Raw genomic sequence first — 15424 nt, 5'->3', positions numbered from 1 at the left:
CGTGACCCGCGTACCCGCGTCACATAAGAAGGAGATGCTCGTGCCGTCCATCGACGTCGTCGTAGCCCGGGAAATCCTGGACTCCCGAGGCAACCCCACGGTCGAGGTCGAGGTCGGCCTCGACGACGGCAGCACCGGTCGTGCCGCCGTCCCGTCCGGCGCCTCCACGGGCGCCTTCGAGGCCATCGAGCTCCGCGACGGCGACTCGAACCGCTACCTCGGCAAGGGTGTGGAGAAGGCCGTCCTCGCGGTCATCGAGCAGATCGGCCCGGAGCTGGTCGGCTATGACGCCACCGAGCAGCGCCTGATCGACCAGGCGATGTTCGACCTGGACGCCACCGACAACAAGGGCTCCCTCGGCGCCAACGCCATCCTCGGCGTCTCGCTCGCCGTCGCCCACGCCGCCTCCGAGGCCAGCGACCTCCCCCTCTTCCGCTACCTGGGCGGCCCGAACGCGCACCTGCTGCCGGTGCCGATGATGAACATCCTGAACGGCGGCTCGCACGCCGACTCCAACGTGGACATCCAGGAGTTCATGATCGCCCCGATCGGCGCGGAGTCCTTCTCCGAGGCGCTGCGCTGGGGCGCCGAGGTCTACCACACGCTGAAGAAGGTCCTGAAGAGCAAGGGCCTGGCCACCGGCCTCGGCGACGAGGGCGGCTTCGCCCCGAACCTCGGCTCCAACCGCGAGGCCCTCGACCTCATCCTCGAGGCGATCAAGGAAGCCGGCTACACCCCCGGCGAGCAGATCGCCCTCGCCCTCGACGTCGCCGCCTCCGAGTTCTACAAGGACGGCGCCTACACCTTCGAGGGCAAGACCCGCTCCGCCGCCGAGATGACCGAGTACTACGCGGAGCTCGTCGACGCGTACCCGCTCGTCTCCATCGAGGACCCGCTGTTCGAGGACGACTGGGAGGGCTGGAAGACCATCACCGACAAGCTCGGTGACAAGGTCCAGCTCGTCGGCGACGACCTGTTCGTCACCAACCCCGAGCGCCTCGCCCGCGGCATCGAGGAGGGCGCGGCCAACGCGCTCCTGGTCAAGGTCAACCAGATCGGTTCGCTCACCGAGACCCTGGACGCCGTCGAGCTGGCCCAGCGCAACGGCTTCAAGTGCATGATGTCCCACCGCTCCGGCGAGACCGAGGACGTCACCATCGCCGACCTGGCCGTCGCCACCAACTGCGGCCAGATCAAGACCGGCGCCCCGGCCCGCTCCGAGCGCGTCGCCAAGTACAACCAGCTGCTGCGCATCGAGGAGATCCTCGACGACGCCGCGGTCTACGCCGGCCGCAGCGCCTTCCCGCGCTTCAAGGGCTGACCCGGCGCTGACCCCTTACCGGGTCAAGCCTTAGCCAGTCGTACGTACGTCCCCGTACTCGGTCCCGTACCGTGTCCGGGGACGTACGCGCGTATGACGGTGGAGCGGGAGGCGGACAGATGGCCGTGAAGGACCGGGACCGGTTCTCCACCGCGACCAGGATCCGGTTGCTCGGCGAGCAGACCGCGGCCCGGGTCTACCGCTCCCAGACCAGGCGCCAGGCCCGCCGCTCGCGGCTGACCGGCCGGGCCGCACTGCTCGCGCTGGTGATGTGCTCGCTGATCGTGGCCCTGGCCTACCCGATGCGGGAGTACGTCTCGCAGCGCGCCGAGATCGACGACCTCCAGCGCGAACAGCAGCAGGCCCGCGAGCGCGTCGAACGGCTGCGCGACCTGAAGGCGCGCTGGCAGGACGACGCGTACGCAGAACAGCAGATCCGGCAGCGGTTGCACTACGTCATGCCGGGGGAGACGGGCTTCATCGTCGTCGACCCGCACGCGGCGCGGCAGTCGCGCACCGACCTGGGGGCGGCCGACCGTCCCTGGTACTCGAACGTCTGGGACGGGGTCGACAAGGCCGACGCCTCCGACCGGTGACCCAGCCCCAGCCAGTGACCTGAACCCAGAGAAAGACAGCCTGAAGACAGTCATGGAAACGCCCCCGCCGACCACTCCGCGCACCGAGCCGACCGACGCCGACGTCGAGGCCTTCAAGCAGCAGCTCGGTCGGCCCCCGCGCGGCCTGCGCGCGATCGCGCACCGCTGCCCGTGCGGTCAGCCCGACGTCGTCGAGACGGCCCCCCGGCTGCCGGACGGGACACCGTTCCCCACGCTGTACTACCTGACGTGCCCGAAGGCGAACTCGGCCATCGGCACGCTGGAGGCCAACGGCGTGATGAAGGAGATGACCGAGCGGCTGGCCTCGGACCCGGAGCTGGCGGCGGCCTACCGGGCCGCACACGAGGACTACATCCGGCGCCGTGACGAGATCGAGGAGCTGAAGAACTTCCCGAGCGCGGGCGGCATGCCGGACCGGGTCAAGTGCCTGCACGTGCTGGTGGGCCACTCGCTGGCCGCGGGCCCCGGGGTGAACCCGCTCGGCGACGAGGCGATCGCGATGCTGCCCGAGTGGTGGCGCAAGGGCCCGTGCGTGACGCCTGTCGAGGAGGACGCCCAGTGACCCGTGTCGCCGCCGTGGACTGCGGTACGAACTCCATCCGGCTCCTGGTCGCCGACGCCGACCCGAGCACCGGCGAGCTGGTCGACCTGGACCGCCGGATGACGATCGTGCGGCTCGGGCAGGGCGTCGACCGCACCGGCCGGCTCGCTCCCGAGGCGCTGCAGCGGACCTTCGCGGCGTGCCGCGAGTACGCCGGGATCATCAAGGAGCACGGGGCGGAGCGGCTGCGGTTCGTGGCGACGTCCGCCTCCCGGGACGCCGAGAACCGGGACGAGTTCGTGCGCGGCGTGCTGGACATCCTGGGCGTCGAGCCCGAGGTGATCACCGGCGACCAGGAGGCCGAGTTCTCCTTCACCGGCGCCACCAAGGAGCTCACCGGCAGCGACCACCTGCCCAAGCCCTACCTGGTCGTGGACATCGGCGGCGGCTCGACCGAGTTCGTCGTGGGCGACGACCGTGTCCGGGCGGCCCGCTCGGTGGACATCGGCTGTGTCCGCATGACCGAGCGGCACCTGGTCCGGGACGGGGTGGTGAGCGACCCGCCCTCCGAGGAGCGGATCGCGGCGATGCGGGCCGACATCGAGGCCGCCCTCGACCTGGCCGAGCAGACGGTTCCGCTGCGCGAGGCGCGCACGCTGGTCGGCCTGGCCGGCTCCGTGACGACCGTGTCGGCGATCGCCCAGGAGCTGCCTGAGTACGACTCGCAGGCCATCCACCACTCCCGTGTCTCCTACGACCGGGTCCGCGAGATCACCGAGTGGCTGCTGCGTTCCACCCACGCCGAGCGCGCGGCCGTGCCCTCCATGCACCCGGGCCGGGTCGACGTGATCGGTGCGGGCGCCCTCGTGCTCCTGTCGATCATGGAGCGGATCGGCGCGCAGGAGGTCGTGGTGAGCGAGCACGACATCCTCGACGGCATCGGATGGTCTTTGGCTTGACCGCCCTACAGGTTGCGGCACACGTCCCGCCGGTCGCCCACCTTGACGACGAGGATGACCAGCTCACCATCGTTGATCTGGTAGGCGACCCTGTAGCTTCCGAGCGCGGTCAGCGCGGTCAGGATGCGCATGGAGTCGGGCCGGCTGATGGCCCGGAGTTGCCGCTGCGCCGCCGTGGTGAACCGGAAGGCGTACTTCACGAAGCATCGCCGTTGCGCTCGGTGAACAGGTCTGCCAGCAGTTCCGCCATCGTCACCGTGGGGCCGCCCTCGGCCAGAACTGCTTCGGCTTCGCGCGCAAGCATGACGTCGGCCGCTTCCTCCAGTGCGTCGAAGTCCGCGATCGGGACTACGGCTGCCACCGGAGCGCCGTTGCGCGTGATGACGGTCGGAACGCCTGCCTCGGCCCGGTTGATGTGGTCTGGCTCAGGGAGTCGCGATCCTGAGTCATGCTCGACGGCATCGCGTAATCCGTCGCCCAGCCCGCTTCTGAGCAGGCAAGGATCACGAATGAGCGTCTCCGGGGGCTCGGGCGAAGCCGCCGGAGGCAGCTCGTCGGAAAAGTTCGTGAAGTTCTTCACAAGGAATTCGGCCCTCCCGGGCGATCAGAGGGGCCCAGTTGACCCGTCCGGGGGCTGAACAGGCCTTTGAACATGTTCAGAAGCATGGTATGGAGGGGGTCGGGGAGGTGTCCGGAGCGGCACTCGGGACGTGCCTCACGGAGGCCTCTCCGGCACAGAGAGGCAGCTCACGCGGCATTGACAACGACGCAAGGTGCACAAAGGAGCCCGGTTGTCACCATGACGTGGATCACGCGGGCCGCGGAGGATAGCACACACCCCGCAAGAGCTTGTGAAGGGGCGCACGAGCCACCCCCCTGAGACGGGTGGATACTCGATGGCATGAGCACCACGGAGCGTCCCAGGATCCTCGTAGTAGGCGGTGGGTACGTAGGCCTGTACGCAGCTCGGCGCATCCAGAAGAAGATGCGCTACGGCGAGGCGACCGTCACGGTCGTCGACCCCCGGTCGTACATGACCTACCAGCCCTTCCTCCCCGAAGCCGCCGCCGGCAACATCTCCCCGCGCCACGTCGTCGTCCCGCTGCGACGCGTGCTGCCCAAGGCGGAGGTTCTCACCGGCCGGGTCACCACCATCGACCAGGACCGCAAGGTCGCCACGGTCTCCCCGCTGGTCGGCGAGGCCTACGAGCTGCCCTTCGACTACCTGGTGATCGCGCTCGGCGCGGTCTCCCGCACCTTCCCGATCCCCGGCCTCGCCGAGCAGGGCATCGGCATGAAGGGCGTCGAGGAGGCCATCGGCCTGCGCAACCACGTCCTCGAGCAGCTCGACAAGGCCGACTCCACCACCGACGAGGAGATCCGCCGCAAGGCGCTCACCTTCGTCTTCGTGGGCGGCGGATTCGCCGGTGCGGAGACCATCGGCGAGGTCGAGGACATGGCCCGCGACGCCTCGAAGTACTACAAGAACGTGTCCCGCGAGGACATGCGCTTCATCCTGGTCGACGCCGCCGACAAGATCCTCCCCGAGGTCGGCCCCAAGCTCGGCAAGTACGGCAAGGAGCACCTCGAGGGCCGCGGCGTCGAGGTCTACCTGTCCACCTCCATGGACTCCTGCGTCGACGGCCACGTGGTGCTGAAGAACGGCCTCGAGGTCGACTCCAACACCATCGTCTGGACCGCCGGCGTCAAGCCCAACCCGGCCCTGGCCCGCTACGGCCTGCCCCTCGGCCCCCGCGGTCACGTCGACTGCGAGCCGACCCTCCAGGTCAAGGGCACCGACTACATCTGGGCCGCCGGCGACAACGCCCAGGTCCCGGACCTCGTCGGCCGCAAGGCGGGCAACGAGAACGCCTGGTGCCCGCCGAACGCCCAGCACGCGCTGCGCCAGGCCCGGGTCCTCGGCGACAACGTGGTGTCCGGCATGCGGGGCTTCCCGCAGAAGGACTACGCCCACGCCAACAAGGGCGCGGTGGCCGGTCTCGGCCTGCACAAGGGCGTCGCGATGATCGTCATGGGCAAGATGAAGATCAAGCTCAAGGGCCGTCTCGCCTGGTACATGCACCGTGGCTACCACGGCCTGGCCATGCCGACCTGGAACCGCAAGATCCGCGTCTTCGCCGACTGGACCCTCGGCATGTTCCTCAAGCGCGAGGTCGTCTCGCTCGGCGCCATCGAGACGCCGCGCGAGGAGTTCTACGAGGCCGCCAAGCCGGCCCCGGTCGCCGCCGCGCCGAAGGAGAAGACCGAGGAGAAGGCCAAGGCCTCCTGACCTCCGGTCGGTCATCCGCCTGACGAAGGGCCTCCCGCCATCCGTGGTGCGGGGGGCCCTTCGGCGTGCCGAGACCCCTTCGAGGCCCTCCGGCGTGCCGAGACCCCTTCGAGGCCCTCCGCACGTCGGGGCGCCGCGTCCGGGCGGGCGAAGCGGCGGTTTTGCCCAGACATGACGCGTGCCGGGGACTGCGCCGAAGCCCCGCAGGTGCTTACGTGGTGTCGGACATTCCGGGATTCCTCGTCACGGAGGTGTACACCATGGCAGACGCCGCGCCGCGGCTGCAGGGCCTCTTCACACAGTTGCTGGGAGCGCCGCTCCCGGTGCGCATCCGCGCATGGGACGGCTCGCAGGCCGGGCCGCCGGGCGCGCCGACCCTGGTCGTACGCAACCGCCGCGCGCTGCGCCGTCTGCTGTGGAAGCCGGGCGAACTGGGCCTGGCCCGCGCCTGGGTGGCGGGGGACCTCGACATCGAGGGCGACCTCTATACGACCCTCGATCTGCTGGCCGGTCTCATCTGGGAGCGCGGTGAGGACGCCCGTACCCTCGCCCAGGCCCTGCGCGACCCCGAGGTCCGTGCCGCCGTCCGCGGACTGGTCAAGCTCGCCGGACTGCCGTTGCCGCCCGCCCCGCCCCGCGAGGAGGCCCGCAGACCCCGCCGCCATCTGCACACCAAGCACACCGACCGACGCGCCATCAGCCACCACTACGACGTCGGCAACGACTTCTACGAGATCGTCCTCGGCCCGTCCATGGTGTACTCCTGCGCCTACTGGCCCACCCCGGACAGCACCCTCGAACAGGCCCAGCACGACAAGCTCGAACTGGTCTGCCGCAAGCTCGGTCTGAGACCCGGCGGGCGGCTGCTGGACGTCGGCTGCGGCTGGGGCTCCATGGCCGTCCACGCCGCCCGCGAGCACGGCGTGCGCGTCGTCGGTGTCACGCTCTCCCAGGAGCAGGCCGCCTACGCCCGCAAGCGCGTCGCCGACGAGGGCCTCACCGACATGGTCGAGATCCGCGTCCAGGACTACCGGGACGTCCGCGACGGCCCCTACGACGCCATCTCCTCCATCGGCATGGCCGAACACGTCGGCGCCGAGCGGTACCTGGAGTACGCCGCCGACCTGTACGACCTGCTCAAGCCCGGCGGGCGGCTCCTGAACCACCAGATCGCCCGACGCCCGCAGCGCGACGAGACGACGTACAACGTCGACGCGTTCATCGACTCCTACGTCTTCCCCGACGGCGAACTCCAGCCGATCGGCGCCACCGTGACCCAGCTGGAGCACGCCGGGTTCGAGGTGCGCGACGTGGAGGCGCTCCGCGAGCACTACGCCCTGACCCTGCGTCAGTGGGTCACCCGCCTGGAGGCCGACTGGCAGCGGGCCGTCCAGCAGGCCGGCGCCGGCCGGGCCCGCGTCTGGCGCCTGTACATGGCTGCCTGCGCCCTGGCCTTCGAACGCAACCGCATCGGCGTCAACCAGGTCCTGGCCGTCCGCGCCCCGGACCAGGGCGACTCCGGGATGCCGTTGCGGGCCCGCACCTGGGGCGCGCCCGACCAGGACTGACCCGGGCACGACCGCAAGGGCCGGGTTCCCCGTCACGGGGAGCCCGGCCCTTCGGCGTACCGCGCAGCGGCGACGTCACTCCGCCTTGATCGCGTTCAGCATGTTCAGCCGCGCGGCGTTGCGGGCCGGCCACATCGCGGCCAGGACACCGACCAGACCGGCCAGCACCAGGAAGATCCCGATCCGGTCCCAGGGCAGGACCAGCGTGTACCCCGGGATCTGGTCCGCGAAGGTCTCGCCGATCGCCCAGCCGAGGAACGCCCCGAGACCGATGCCGACCACGGCGCCGAACACCGAGATGACGACGGCCTCCAGGCGGACCATCCGCTTCACCCGGCGCCGGTCCAGGCCGATGGCACGCAGCATGCCGATCTCCTGCTGCCGTTCGAAGACCGACATCGCCAGGGTGTTGACCACACCCAGCACCGCGATGATCAGCGCCATCGCCAGCAGGCCGTACATGACGTTGAGCAGGGTGTTGATGGCACCGCCGAACTCGTTGCGGATGTCCTGCCGGTCCATGACCTTGATCGCGGGGTTGTCGCCCAGCGCGTCGACGATGACCTTCTCGTTCGCCGCGGTCTGGCCGCCGTCGACCTTCACGAAGATCTGCTGGATGGACGGCTTCGTCTCGTGCCGGTCGACGATCTTGCGATCGACGAGGACGGGGGAGAGGAACTCGCTGTCCTTGTAGACGGCGCCGACCGTCAGCTCGGCCTTCTTGTCGTCGCCGAAGGTGACGGGGACGGTGTCGCCGGTCTTCCAGCCCCTGCTCTTCGCCGTCTTCTCGGCGACGGCGATCCGGCCCTCGGCGAGCGAGTCCGCGCTGCCGCTGACGACGTCGACGGCCAGGACCTTCTCGATGTCGCCGGGGGTGACCGCCGAGGCGGAGACGAAGTCGTCGCCGTCGACCTTGAAGTAGGAGCTCTGCTGCGGCGAGAGAGCGGACACGCCCTTCGCCTTCTCCAGCGCGGTCAGGGCCGACCGGTCGAGGTCACCGCCGTTGGCCATCGAGACCATGTAGTCGGCCTTGATGTTGTCGGTGGTCATCTTGTCGATGGCCGTGCCGACCGTGATGCCGAGCACCGAAAGGCCGGTCACCAGCGTCAGTCCGATGGCCAGTGCCGAGGCGGTGGCGCCGGTGCGGCGCGGGTTGCGGACCGCGTTCTGGCCGGCCAGCTTGCCGGCCACCCCGAACGGGCCGGCGAGCAGCGGACGGACGAGCGCGATCACGGGCCGGGACAGCAGCGGAATCAGGATGATCACGCCGATCAGCGCGAGGAAGGCGCCCGCCCCGATGTACATGCGGCCGTCGTCGCCGCCGGTCGAGGCACCCGCCACGATCCCCGTCGCACCGAGGGCGGTGACGACCGCACCGATGGAGTTGCGCAGCACCAGCGACTTGGTGGTGGCCACCGCGTGGACACTGTTCATGGCTGCCACCGGCGGGATCTTCGCGGCCCGGCGGCCGGGCAGCCAGGCGGCGAACGTCGTGATCAGGACGCCCACCGCGAGAGCCGCGATCACCGGCGTGGCGGACAGGATCAGCGGACCGTCCGGCATCTTCATGTCGAACGCGGCCATGCCGGAGCGGAGTCCGACGGCCAGGCCGATGCCGAGGACGAAACCGACGGCCGAGGCGACCAGACCGACCAGCGCGGCCTCGGCGAGCACCGAGCGGGTGATCTGCCTGCGGGACGCGCCGACGGCGCGCATCAGGGCGATCTCCTTGGTGCGCTGGGCGACCAGCATCGTGAACGTGTTGGAGATCAGGAAGATCCCGACGAAGAGCGCGATGCCCGCGAAGCCGAGCAGGACCTGCTTGAGGTTGCCCATGCCCTGCTCGATCTGCTCGGCCTGCTCGTCGGCGAGCGCCTGGCCGGTCTTCGCCTCGGCGGTGTCCGGCAGCAGCGGCTTGACCGCGTCCAGGATCTTCGTGTCGTTCGCCCCGGGGGCGGCGGTGACGGTGACGCTCTCGAAGTAGCCGGGCTTCAGGTACTGCTTCTGGGCGACGGCGGTGTCGAAGAGGACGAGGCTGCCGCCGGCGTTGACGGCGCCGTCCTCGGTGGTGAACACCCCGCTGAGGGTGTACTCCTTCACCGGGCCGTTGGTCGCGACGCGCACCCGGTCGCCGACCTTGTACTCGCCCTTGGCGGCGGACTCCTCGTCCAGGGCGATCTGGTCGTCCTTCACCGGGCCGGAGCCCTCGGTGAACGTGTAGGCCGCGTCCTTGCCGTCCTTGCCGGGGGCGAAGTTGGAGCCCTTGTTGGACCAGCCGACGCCGATCAGCTTCCCGTCGGGGTCGGCGACCCCGGCGAAGCCCTCGACACGGCCGTACACCCCTGCGACGCCGTCAACCGCGGAGATCCTGTCGAGGACCTTGCCGGACAGGCCCGGCTCCTCCTCGCGGTTGTCCGGGTCGGCGTACGAGGAGACGGCGACGGCGACGTCGTCGTAGCTCTTGGCCGACTGGTTGCGGAAGGCGTTGGAGAGGGTGTCGGCGAAGACCAGGGTGCCGGAGACGAATGCGACGCCGAGCATCACGGCGAGCACGGTCATCAGGAGCCGGGCCTTGTGTGCGAGCACATTGCGCAAGGCGGTACGGAACATGGGTTCTTCTTCTCAGTCCTGTCGGTCCTGACGGGGGATCAGCTGGTGCGGCCCTTGGCGTCGAACGCCTTCATGCGGTCGAGCACGGAGTCGGCCGTCGGCCCGTGCATCTCGTCGACGATCCGGCCGTCCGCGAGGAAGATCACCCGGTCCGCGTAGGCGGCGGCCACCGGGTCGTGCGTCACCATCACCACCGTCTGACCCAGCTCCCGCACGGAGTTGCGCAGGAAGCCCAGCACCTCGGCGCCCGAGCGCGAGTCGAGGTTTCCGGTGGGCTCGTCCCCGAAGATGATCTCGGGCCGGGAGGCCAGCGCCCGGGCCACGGCGACGCGCTGCTGCTGGCCGCCGGAGAGCTGGGACGGACGGTGGCCGAGCCGGTCCGCCAGGCCGATCATCCGGATGACGGAGTCCAGCCACTGCTTGTCCGGCTTGCGCCCCGCGATGTCCATCGGAAGGGTGATGTTCTCCAGGGCCGTGAGGGTCGGCAGCAGGTTGAACGCCTGGAAGATGAAGCCGATCTTGTCCCGGCGCAGCTTGGTCAGCTGCTTGTCCTTCAGTGAGCCGAGCTCGGTGTCGCCGATGCGCACCGACCCGGAGGAGAAGGAGTCGAGGCCGGCCACGCAGTGCATCAGGGTGGACTTGCCGGAGCCGGACGGACCCATGATCGCGGTGAACTCCGCCTGCCGGAAGTCGACGGAGACGCGGTCCAGGGCGACCACCTGGGTCTCACCCTGCCCGTAGATCTTCGACAGATCCGTGGCGCGCGCGGCCGCTGCGGTGGCCCGGTCGGTGAGGGAAGCGGTGGTCACGGGATGGCACTCCTGTCGGACGGCTGTGCATGGGGAAGGACGTGTTCCATCGTCCGGGTCCCACGCCGCCGTGTAGTCCCCCGCTGTTCCGGTTCCGGGGACCGACTGCGGTCTGACCGCGCGGGGCAGTGTCATACCTGGGGATGACGAACGCCCCTGAGGGGCCCCGGTGTCGGGAACAGATGCTTCCGGGTGTCGAGAACAGGTGGAGTGCCCTCGTTCAGGCGGTGAAATTCCGTCATTCCGCATACACGGCCGACCACCGCACGCAAGGCTATTGGCAAGTGCGGATGGCCTGTTCCGTGTGCTGATGCACCCTCAGACATCAATAAAATAAGACAACATCGGTCCACGCTTCCGCTGTTCGGGGGACCCGTCCGGATAGTCTCGGAACCTCGATGCGGAGCCCACGGCCTGCCCGGATGGTGGAATGCAGACACGGCGAGCTTAAACCTCGCTGCCCCTTCGCGGGCGTGCCGGTTCGAGTCCGGCTCCGGGCACCTTCCGATCCCTGTGTGGTCCATTGAAGAGTTCACGGCGTGCCCGTTGACAGCGACCGCATGCCGTCGGAGACTCACACCCACATGGTGAAAGAAATTTCACCTGACGAACGTGGATGAGAAGGGGTCGTTCGATGCGCACCACCGTCGGCATCATCGGAGCGGGCCCCGCCGGCCTCCTCCTCGCCCGGCTGCTCCACAACGCCGGCATCGACTCGGTCGTCCTGGAGAGCCGCGACCGCTCCTACGTCGAACGGCGGCAGCGCGCCGGGATCCTGGAACAGGGCACGGCGGACGTGCTGCGCTCGGCCGGCGCCGGGGAGCGCATGGACCGCGAGGGGTTGCGCCACGACGGCATCGAGCTGCGCTTCGACCGCACGCGCCACCGCGTCGACTTCCCCGCCCTCACCGGCGGCCGGTCCGTGATGGTCTACGCCCAGACCGAGGTGTGCAAGGACCTCATCGCCCTCCAGCTCCGGGAGGGCGGGCCCCTGCTCTTCGAGGCGGAGGCGCTGGCCGTGGAGGACGCCGGCACCGACGCCCCGCGGATCCGCTTCCGGCACGAGGGCCGCGAGGACGTCCTGGAGTGCTCCTACGTCGTCGGCTGCGACGGTTTCTGGGGCGTGGCCCGCAAGGCGATCCCCGCCGGGCTCACCCGGGTCTTCGAACGGACGTACCCCTTCGGCTGGCTCGGCATCCTCGCCGACGTGCCGCCCTCGCACGACGAGCTCGTCTACGCCCGCCACGACCGCGGATTCGCCCTGCTCTCCATGCGGTCGCCGGCCGTCTCCCGCCTCTACCTCCAGGTGCCCGACGGCACCGACGCCGAGGCGTGGAGCGACGAGGAGATCTGGGACGAACTGGAGCGCCGGTTCGAGACCGCCGACGACTGGCGTTTGGAGCGCGGCCCGATCACCCAGAAATCGGTCACGCCGATGCGCTCCCACGTCCACGAGCCCATGCGCCACGGCCGCCTCTTCCTCGCCGGCGACGCGGCGCACATCGTCCCCCCGACCGGGGCCAAGGGCCTGAACCTCGCCGTCGGCGACGTCGTGACCTTCGCCCGGGCCCTGATCCACCGGCAGGAGACCGGATCGGCGGAGCTGCTCGACGCCTACTCCGCGACCTGCCTGCGCCGGGTCTGGCAGGCGGAGCGGTTCTCCTACGACATGACGACGCTGCTGCACCGCGCACCCGGCGCGACGCCCTTCGAGGACCGGCTCCAGCTCGCCCGGCTGGAGCGGATCGCCTCCTCCCGCGCCGCCGAGACGGACCTGGCGGAGGCGTACACGGGTTTCCCCTTCGGCTGAGTCCGCGGACGACCCCCTCCGGTGAGGGGAATCACCACGCCACGTAGCGTGTTGCCCAGCACGAAGAGGGAAAGATCCTCCCCAAGCAGTAGGGTCATTCCTTTGCCTACCTATTACTCTTGAGCCAAGGCCACGCCTGGTGGCCATGGAGGAGTGAAATGAGGAGCAGAAACCCGGTCTTCTCGCGACGGGGGTTCAGCCGCGACAACGGCTACGCGGGCTTCAACACCGCGCCGCAGGCCGGGGGTCCCGCTGTCGCCACCCAGGGCAACCCGTACGCCCAGCCGACTGGCAACCCGTACGCGCAGAACCCGTACGCGCAGAACCCTTACGCCCAGCAGCAGGACCTGCAGTACGGCGCGCCGCCGCAGGCCCCGGCCACCACCGGCCGGATGACCATCGACGACGTCGTCCTGCGCACCGCGAGCACGCTCGGTGTGCTCATCCTCACCGCGGCGCTCTCCTGGGCCCTGCTTCCGATCGACGACGCCAACATCAGCCGTAGCTACGGCATCGGTATCGGCGCCGCGCTGATCGGCATGGTCCTGGCGTTCGTGCAGTCCTTCAAGCGCAAGGCCTCGCCCGCGCTGATCCTGACGTACGCCGCTTTCGAGGGTGTCTTCCTCGGCGTCGTGTCCAACATCGTCGACAACCGCATCGCCGACGGTGCGGCCATGCAGGCCGTGATCGGCACCATGGCGGTCTTCGCCGGTGTGCTGATCGCCTACAAGGCCGGCTGGATCCGCGTCAACCGCCGTTTCTACGGCTTCGTGATGGCGGCCGCGCTCGGCTTCATCCTGCTGATGACCGTGAACCTGCTGTTCGCGGTGTTCGGCGGCGGTGACGGCCTCGGCTTCCGCAGTGGTGCCCTCGGCGTCGTCTTCGGCGTCATCGGCATCATCCTCGGTGCCTGCTTCCTCGCCCTGGACTTCAAGCAGGTCGAGGACGGCATCGCCTACGGCGCCCCGCGCGAGGAGGCCTGGCTCGCGGCCTTCGGCCTCACGCTGACGCTGGTGTGGATCTACATGGAGTTCCTGAGGATCCTCTCGATCCTCAACAGCAGCGACTAGTCCTCGACGGTCGTAGCGCGAAGGGCCCCGGCTTCGGCCGGGGCCCTTCGTCGTCGGGGGAGGGTGCGCGCGCCTCAGAGGAGTTTGCGCGCGGCCCTCCTCAGGTCGTACTCGTGGACGATCGCCTTGGCGTGGCCGTACGCGAGGTTGTGTTCGTGCCGGAGCCAGCTGACCTTTTCCTCGAAGCGGAAGAGCGCCGGGCCTTCGTCGACGGTGCGCAACCAGTCGGAGATCTGACGACCGGTGCAGTGAGGGATGCGGGCGAGCATGTTGCGATGGGTCTCTTCGGAGAAGACTTGGGACATCGGCGCCTCCGGACGCTGGGATGTAAGCCGGTCCTTCAGGTCACCGTGCCTGAGTGTTCGCCCGTTGGCAACAGTCCCGCTGCGGCGCGTACGCTCGCGGCGTGGTTGATACGACGCCTCTGACCCGTGCGGTGGAACACTTCGCCGATCGATTGAGGGCTGCGCCCCAGAGCCGGCTGCAGCGGGGCGCTGCCGCTGAGGCTCTGGAGCTGGCCCGGGAGTTGGCCCGGAGGGCGCAGGTCCTCGAGGGGGTGGAGCCTCGGGAGATGCCGGATGCGGGGATGTTTGCGGCAGCAGATCAGGTCACCGTGGCCGGGAATGATCTGGCGGTGGTCATTCCGGCGGACGCCGATGTCGATGAGGCGGTGCGGTTGGTGGAGGAGGCGCAGAAGCGGGCGGGGGTGTGACCCGTTTCGTCGGCGGGCGCGGGTGGTCTCGGGCCGATCGCGCAGTTCCCGGCGCCCCTGACGGGGCGCTCCACCACGGGCCGCTTCCTACAGGGACGCGATGACGCGGTCCGCCAGGATGTAGACGTTCTCCTCGCCGCACTCGAACGTCAGGGTGTAGGCGCCCGAGATGCCGGAGCCGCCCAGGAGGACCGGGGTGGCGCCCGCGCGGAGGGCCGCGGCGAGGTGCTCCGCCGTCTCCCGGTGGCCCGGGGTCATGCACAGGGTCGTGCCGTCGGCGAAGACGTACACGTCCAGCGTGCCCAGCGGGCCGGGGCGCACGTCCGTCAGCTCGACGCGGGAGGAGGCCAGCTCCTCCAGGGTGGCGACGGTGCGCTCGTGGTCGTTCACGACCGGCGACTGGGCCGGCACGAAGTCCGGGTGGGAGGGGTGGCGACGGCGGGCCGCGGCCAGCTCCGGGGATTCGCCGGCCGGCTCCTCGATGTCCGCGCCGGGCTCGGACACCGGCTCCAGACCCGCGAAATCGGCCTGGCGAGGCAGGAACAGATCGACCTCGGGCAGGCCCAGCAGGGAGGGCGCGTCGGAGGCGTCACGGGCCTCCTGGGCGGCCCAGAACGCCCGCGCCTCGGCGAGCTCCCGCTCCCGCTCCTCGGCGAGTGCCGCCGCCACGGCGGCGCGTATCTCATCGGTGTCGGCAGCGGTACGAGCGGCGGGCAGCAGCGCACGGGTGGTGGCGGCGCGGCTCTCGGCCAGCGCCGTGTGCAGGGCAGCGACCTGTCGGCGCAGCTGCAGGACGGTGCGCAGGACGGCGACGCCCACGGCGCCCGTGGCGGCCGTGGTGACCAGCAACGCGATCGGCATGGCGCTCACTGACGTACTCCCGGTTCAAAGTCGACCCCCGACTTCCTACATCAGCTTGAAGGGCGGACTAACCAGCTGTCAGTGCGTAACATCACGAAACGGACAGGGCTTCGGTGTCGGGGGAGGGGGTGGGGCTGCTGTGACCTGGGCTTCTCCCCGGGCGGAGGGAGATAGGTCACATCCTGGGGGAGATTGGATCACAAAACAGCCCGGAACCCTGGAGTTTCCAGGGTTCCGGGCCGGGGGCTCACAGCGG

General features: G+C 69.8%; 15 protein-coding genes and 1 tRNA gene. 10 read left to right on the top strand and 6 right to left on the bottom strand.

The annotated features are described in order from the left end of the window. The first annotated feature begins 40 nt into the window (after window positions 1-40). The 4 genes from eno to ABT116_RS01045 all read left to right on the top strand — a co-directional run bounded on the left by eno (window position 41) and on the right by ABT116_RS01045 (window position 3438). A complete protein-coding gene (gene eno / locus ABT116_RS01060) occupies window positions 41-1321 on the top strand; it encodes a phosphopyruvate hydratase (RefSeq protein WP_351625991.1) in 1281 nt (426 codons plus the stop codon). A gap of 119 nt (window positions 1322-1440) precedes the next feature. Next, window positions 1441-1917 (top strand): FtsB family cell division protein, encoded by a 477-nt coding sequence (locus ABT116_RS01055; protein ID WP_351625988.1) that lies wholly within the window; start codon window positions 1441-1443, stop codon window positions 1915-1917. A 52-nt stretch (window positions 1918-1969) separates the two neighbouring features. Continuing rightward, window positions 1970-2500: a DUF501 domain-containing protein gene (locus tag ABT116_RS01050; protein ID WP_351625985.1), complete on the top strand. Its 531-nt coding sequence runs from the start codon at window positions 1970-1972 to the stop codon at window positions 2498-2500. Beyond that, window positions 2497-3438 carry a Ppx/GppA phosphatase family protein gene (locus ABT116_RS01045; protein ID WP_351625983.1) on the top strand — a complete coding sequence of 314 codons (942 nt, stop codon included), beginning with the start codon at window positions 2497-2499 and terminating at the stop codon, window positions 3436-3438. Before ABT116_RS01050 ends, ABT116_RS01045 begins: the two co-directional genes overlap by 4 nt. A 5-nt stretch (window positions 3439-3443) precedes the next feature. Here the strand turns inward: ABT116_RS01045 and ABT116_RS01040 are convergent, their stop codons facing one another. Then, a complete protein-coding gene (locus tag ABT116_RS01040; protein ID WP_351625981.1) occupies window positions 3444-3638 on the bottom strand; it encodes a type II toxin-antitoxin system RelE family toxin in 195 nt (64 codons plus the stop codon). Then, entirely contained in the window at window positions 3635-3919 is a 285-nt protein-coding gene (locus ABT116_RS01035; protein WP_351626097.1) for a type II toxin-antitoxin system prevent-host-death family antitoxin, read from the bottom strand. Before ABT116_RS01035 ends, ABT116_RS01040 begins: the two co-directional genes overlap by 4 nt. A 420-nt stretch (window positions 3920-4339) precedes the next feature. On the opposite strand from ABT116_RS01035, the gene ABT116_RS01030 reads away from it, so the two are divergent. Both ABT116_RS01030 and ABT116_RS01025 read left to right on the top strand, forming a co-directional pair. After that, on the top strand, window positions 4340-5728 hold the full coding sequence (locus ABT116_RS01030) for an NAD(P)/FAD-dependent oxidoreductase (RefSeq protein WP_351625978.1): 1389 nt from the start codon (window positions 4340-4342) through the stop codon (window positions 5726-5728). Window positions 5729-5988: 260 nt separating this feature from the next. Then, window positions 5989-7296 (top strand): class I SAM-dependent methyltransferase, encoded by a 1308-nt coding sequence (locus tag ABT116_RS01025; protein ID WP_351625975.1) that lies wholly within the window; start codon window positions 5989-5991, stop codon window positions 7294-7296. A gap of 75 nt (window positions 7297-7371) precedes the next feature. Here ABT116_RS01025 and ABT116_RS01020 read toward each other — a convergent pair whose 3' ends face one another. Together ABT116_RS01020 and ABT116_RS01015 are read right to left on the bottom strand one after the other, a co-directional pair. Next, on the bottom strand, window positions 7372-9906 hold the full coding sequence (locus ABT116_RS01020; protein WP_351625972.1) for an ABC transporter permease: 2535 nt from the start codon (window positions 9904-9906) through the stop codon (window positions 7372-7374). Between the two features lie 38 nt (window positions 9907-9944). Continuing rightward, window positions 9945-10715, bottom strand: coding sequence for an ABC transporter ATP-binding protein (locus ABT116_RS01015; protein ID WP_351625970.1), 771 nt, complete (start codon window positions 10713-10715; stop codon window positions 9945-9947). 416 nt (window positions 10716-11131) lie between these two features. Here ABT116_RS01015 and ABT116_RS01010 point away from each other — a divergent pair. The 3 genes from ABT116_RS01010 to ABT116_RS01000 all read left to right on the top strand — a co-directional run bounded on the left by ABT116_RS01010 (window position 11132) and on the right by ABT116_RS01000 (window position 13595). After that, window positions 11132-11215 (top strand) — tRNA-Leu (locus tag ABT116_RS01010). 134 nt (window positions 11216-11349) lie between these two features. Continuing rightward, complete coding sequence (locus tag ABT116_RS01005) at window positions 11350-12525, top strand: 4-hydroxybenzoate 3-monooxygenase (protein ID WP_351625967.1); 1176 nt, start codon at window positions 11350-11352, stop codon at window positions 12523-12525. Window positions 12526-12683: 158 nt separating this feature from the next. Beyond that, entirely contained in the window at window positions 12684-13595 is a 912-nt protein-coding gene (locus tag ABT116_RS01000; protein ID WP_344464040.1) for a Bax inhibitor-1/YccA family protein, read from the top strand. Window positions 13596-13669: 74 nt separating this feature from the next. On the opposite strand, the gene ABT116_RS00995 is transcribed toward ABT116_RS01000, so the two are convergent. Further along, window positions 13670-13900 carry a DUF4287 domain-containing protein gene (locus ABT116_RS00995; protein ID WP_003990751.1) on the bottom strand — a complete coding sequence of 77 codons (231 nt, stop codon included), beginning with the start codon at window positions 13898-13900 and terminating at the stop codon, window positions 13670-13672. 101 nt (window positions 13901-14001) lie between these two features. On the opposite strand from ABT116_RS00995, the gene ABT116_RS00990 reads away from it, so the two are divergent. Then, on the top strand, window positions 14002-14307 hold the full coding sequence (locus ABT116_RS00990; protein ID WP_351625963.1) for a hypothetical protein: 306 nt from the start codon (window positions 14002-14004) through the stop codon (window positions 14305-14307). Between the two features lie 87 nt (window positions 14308-14394). Here ABT116_RS00990 and ABT116_RS00985 read toward each other — a convergent pair whose 3' ends face one another. Then, window positions 14395-15177, bottom strand: a complete 783-nt coding sequence (locus tag ABT116_RS00985; RefSeq protein WP_351625961.1) for a hypothetical protein — start codon at window positions 15175-15177, stop codon at window positions 14395-14397. Window positions 15178-15424: the final 247 nt, after the last annotated feature.

Source organism: Streptomyces sp. NPDC002130 (genome assembly GCF_040296465.1).
GTDB lineage: Bacteria > Actinomycetota > Actinomycetes > Streptomycetales > Streptomycetaceae > Streptomyces.
The sequence above is the reverse complement of the archived record's forward strand: the minus strand, read 5'-3'. Positions and strand labels throughout refer to the sequence as shown.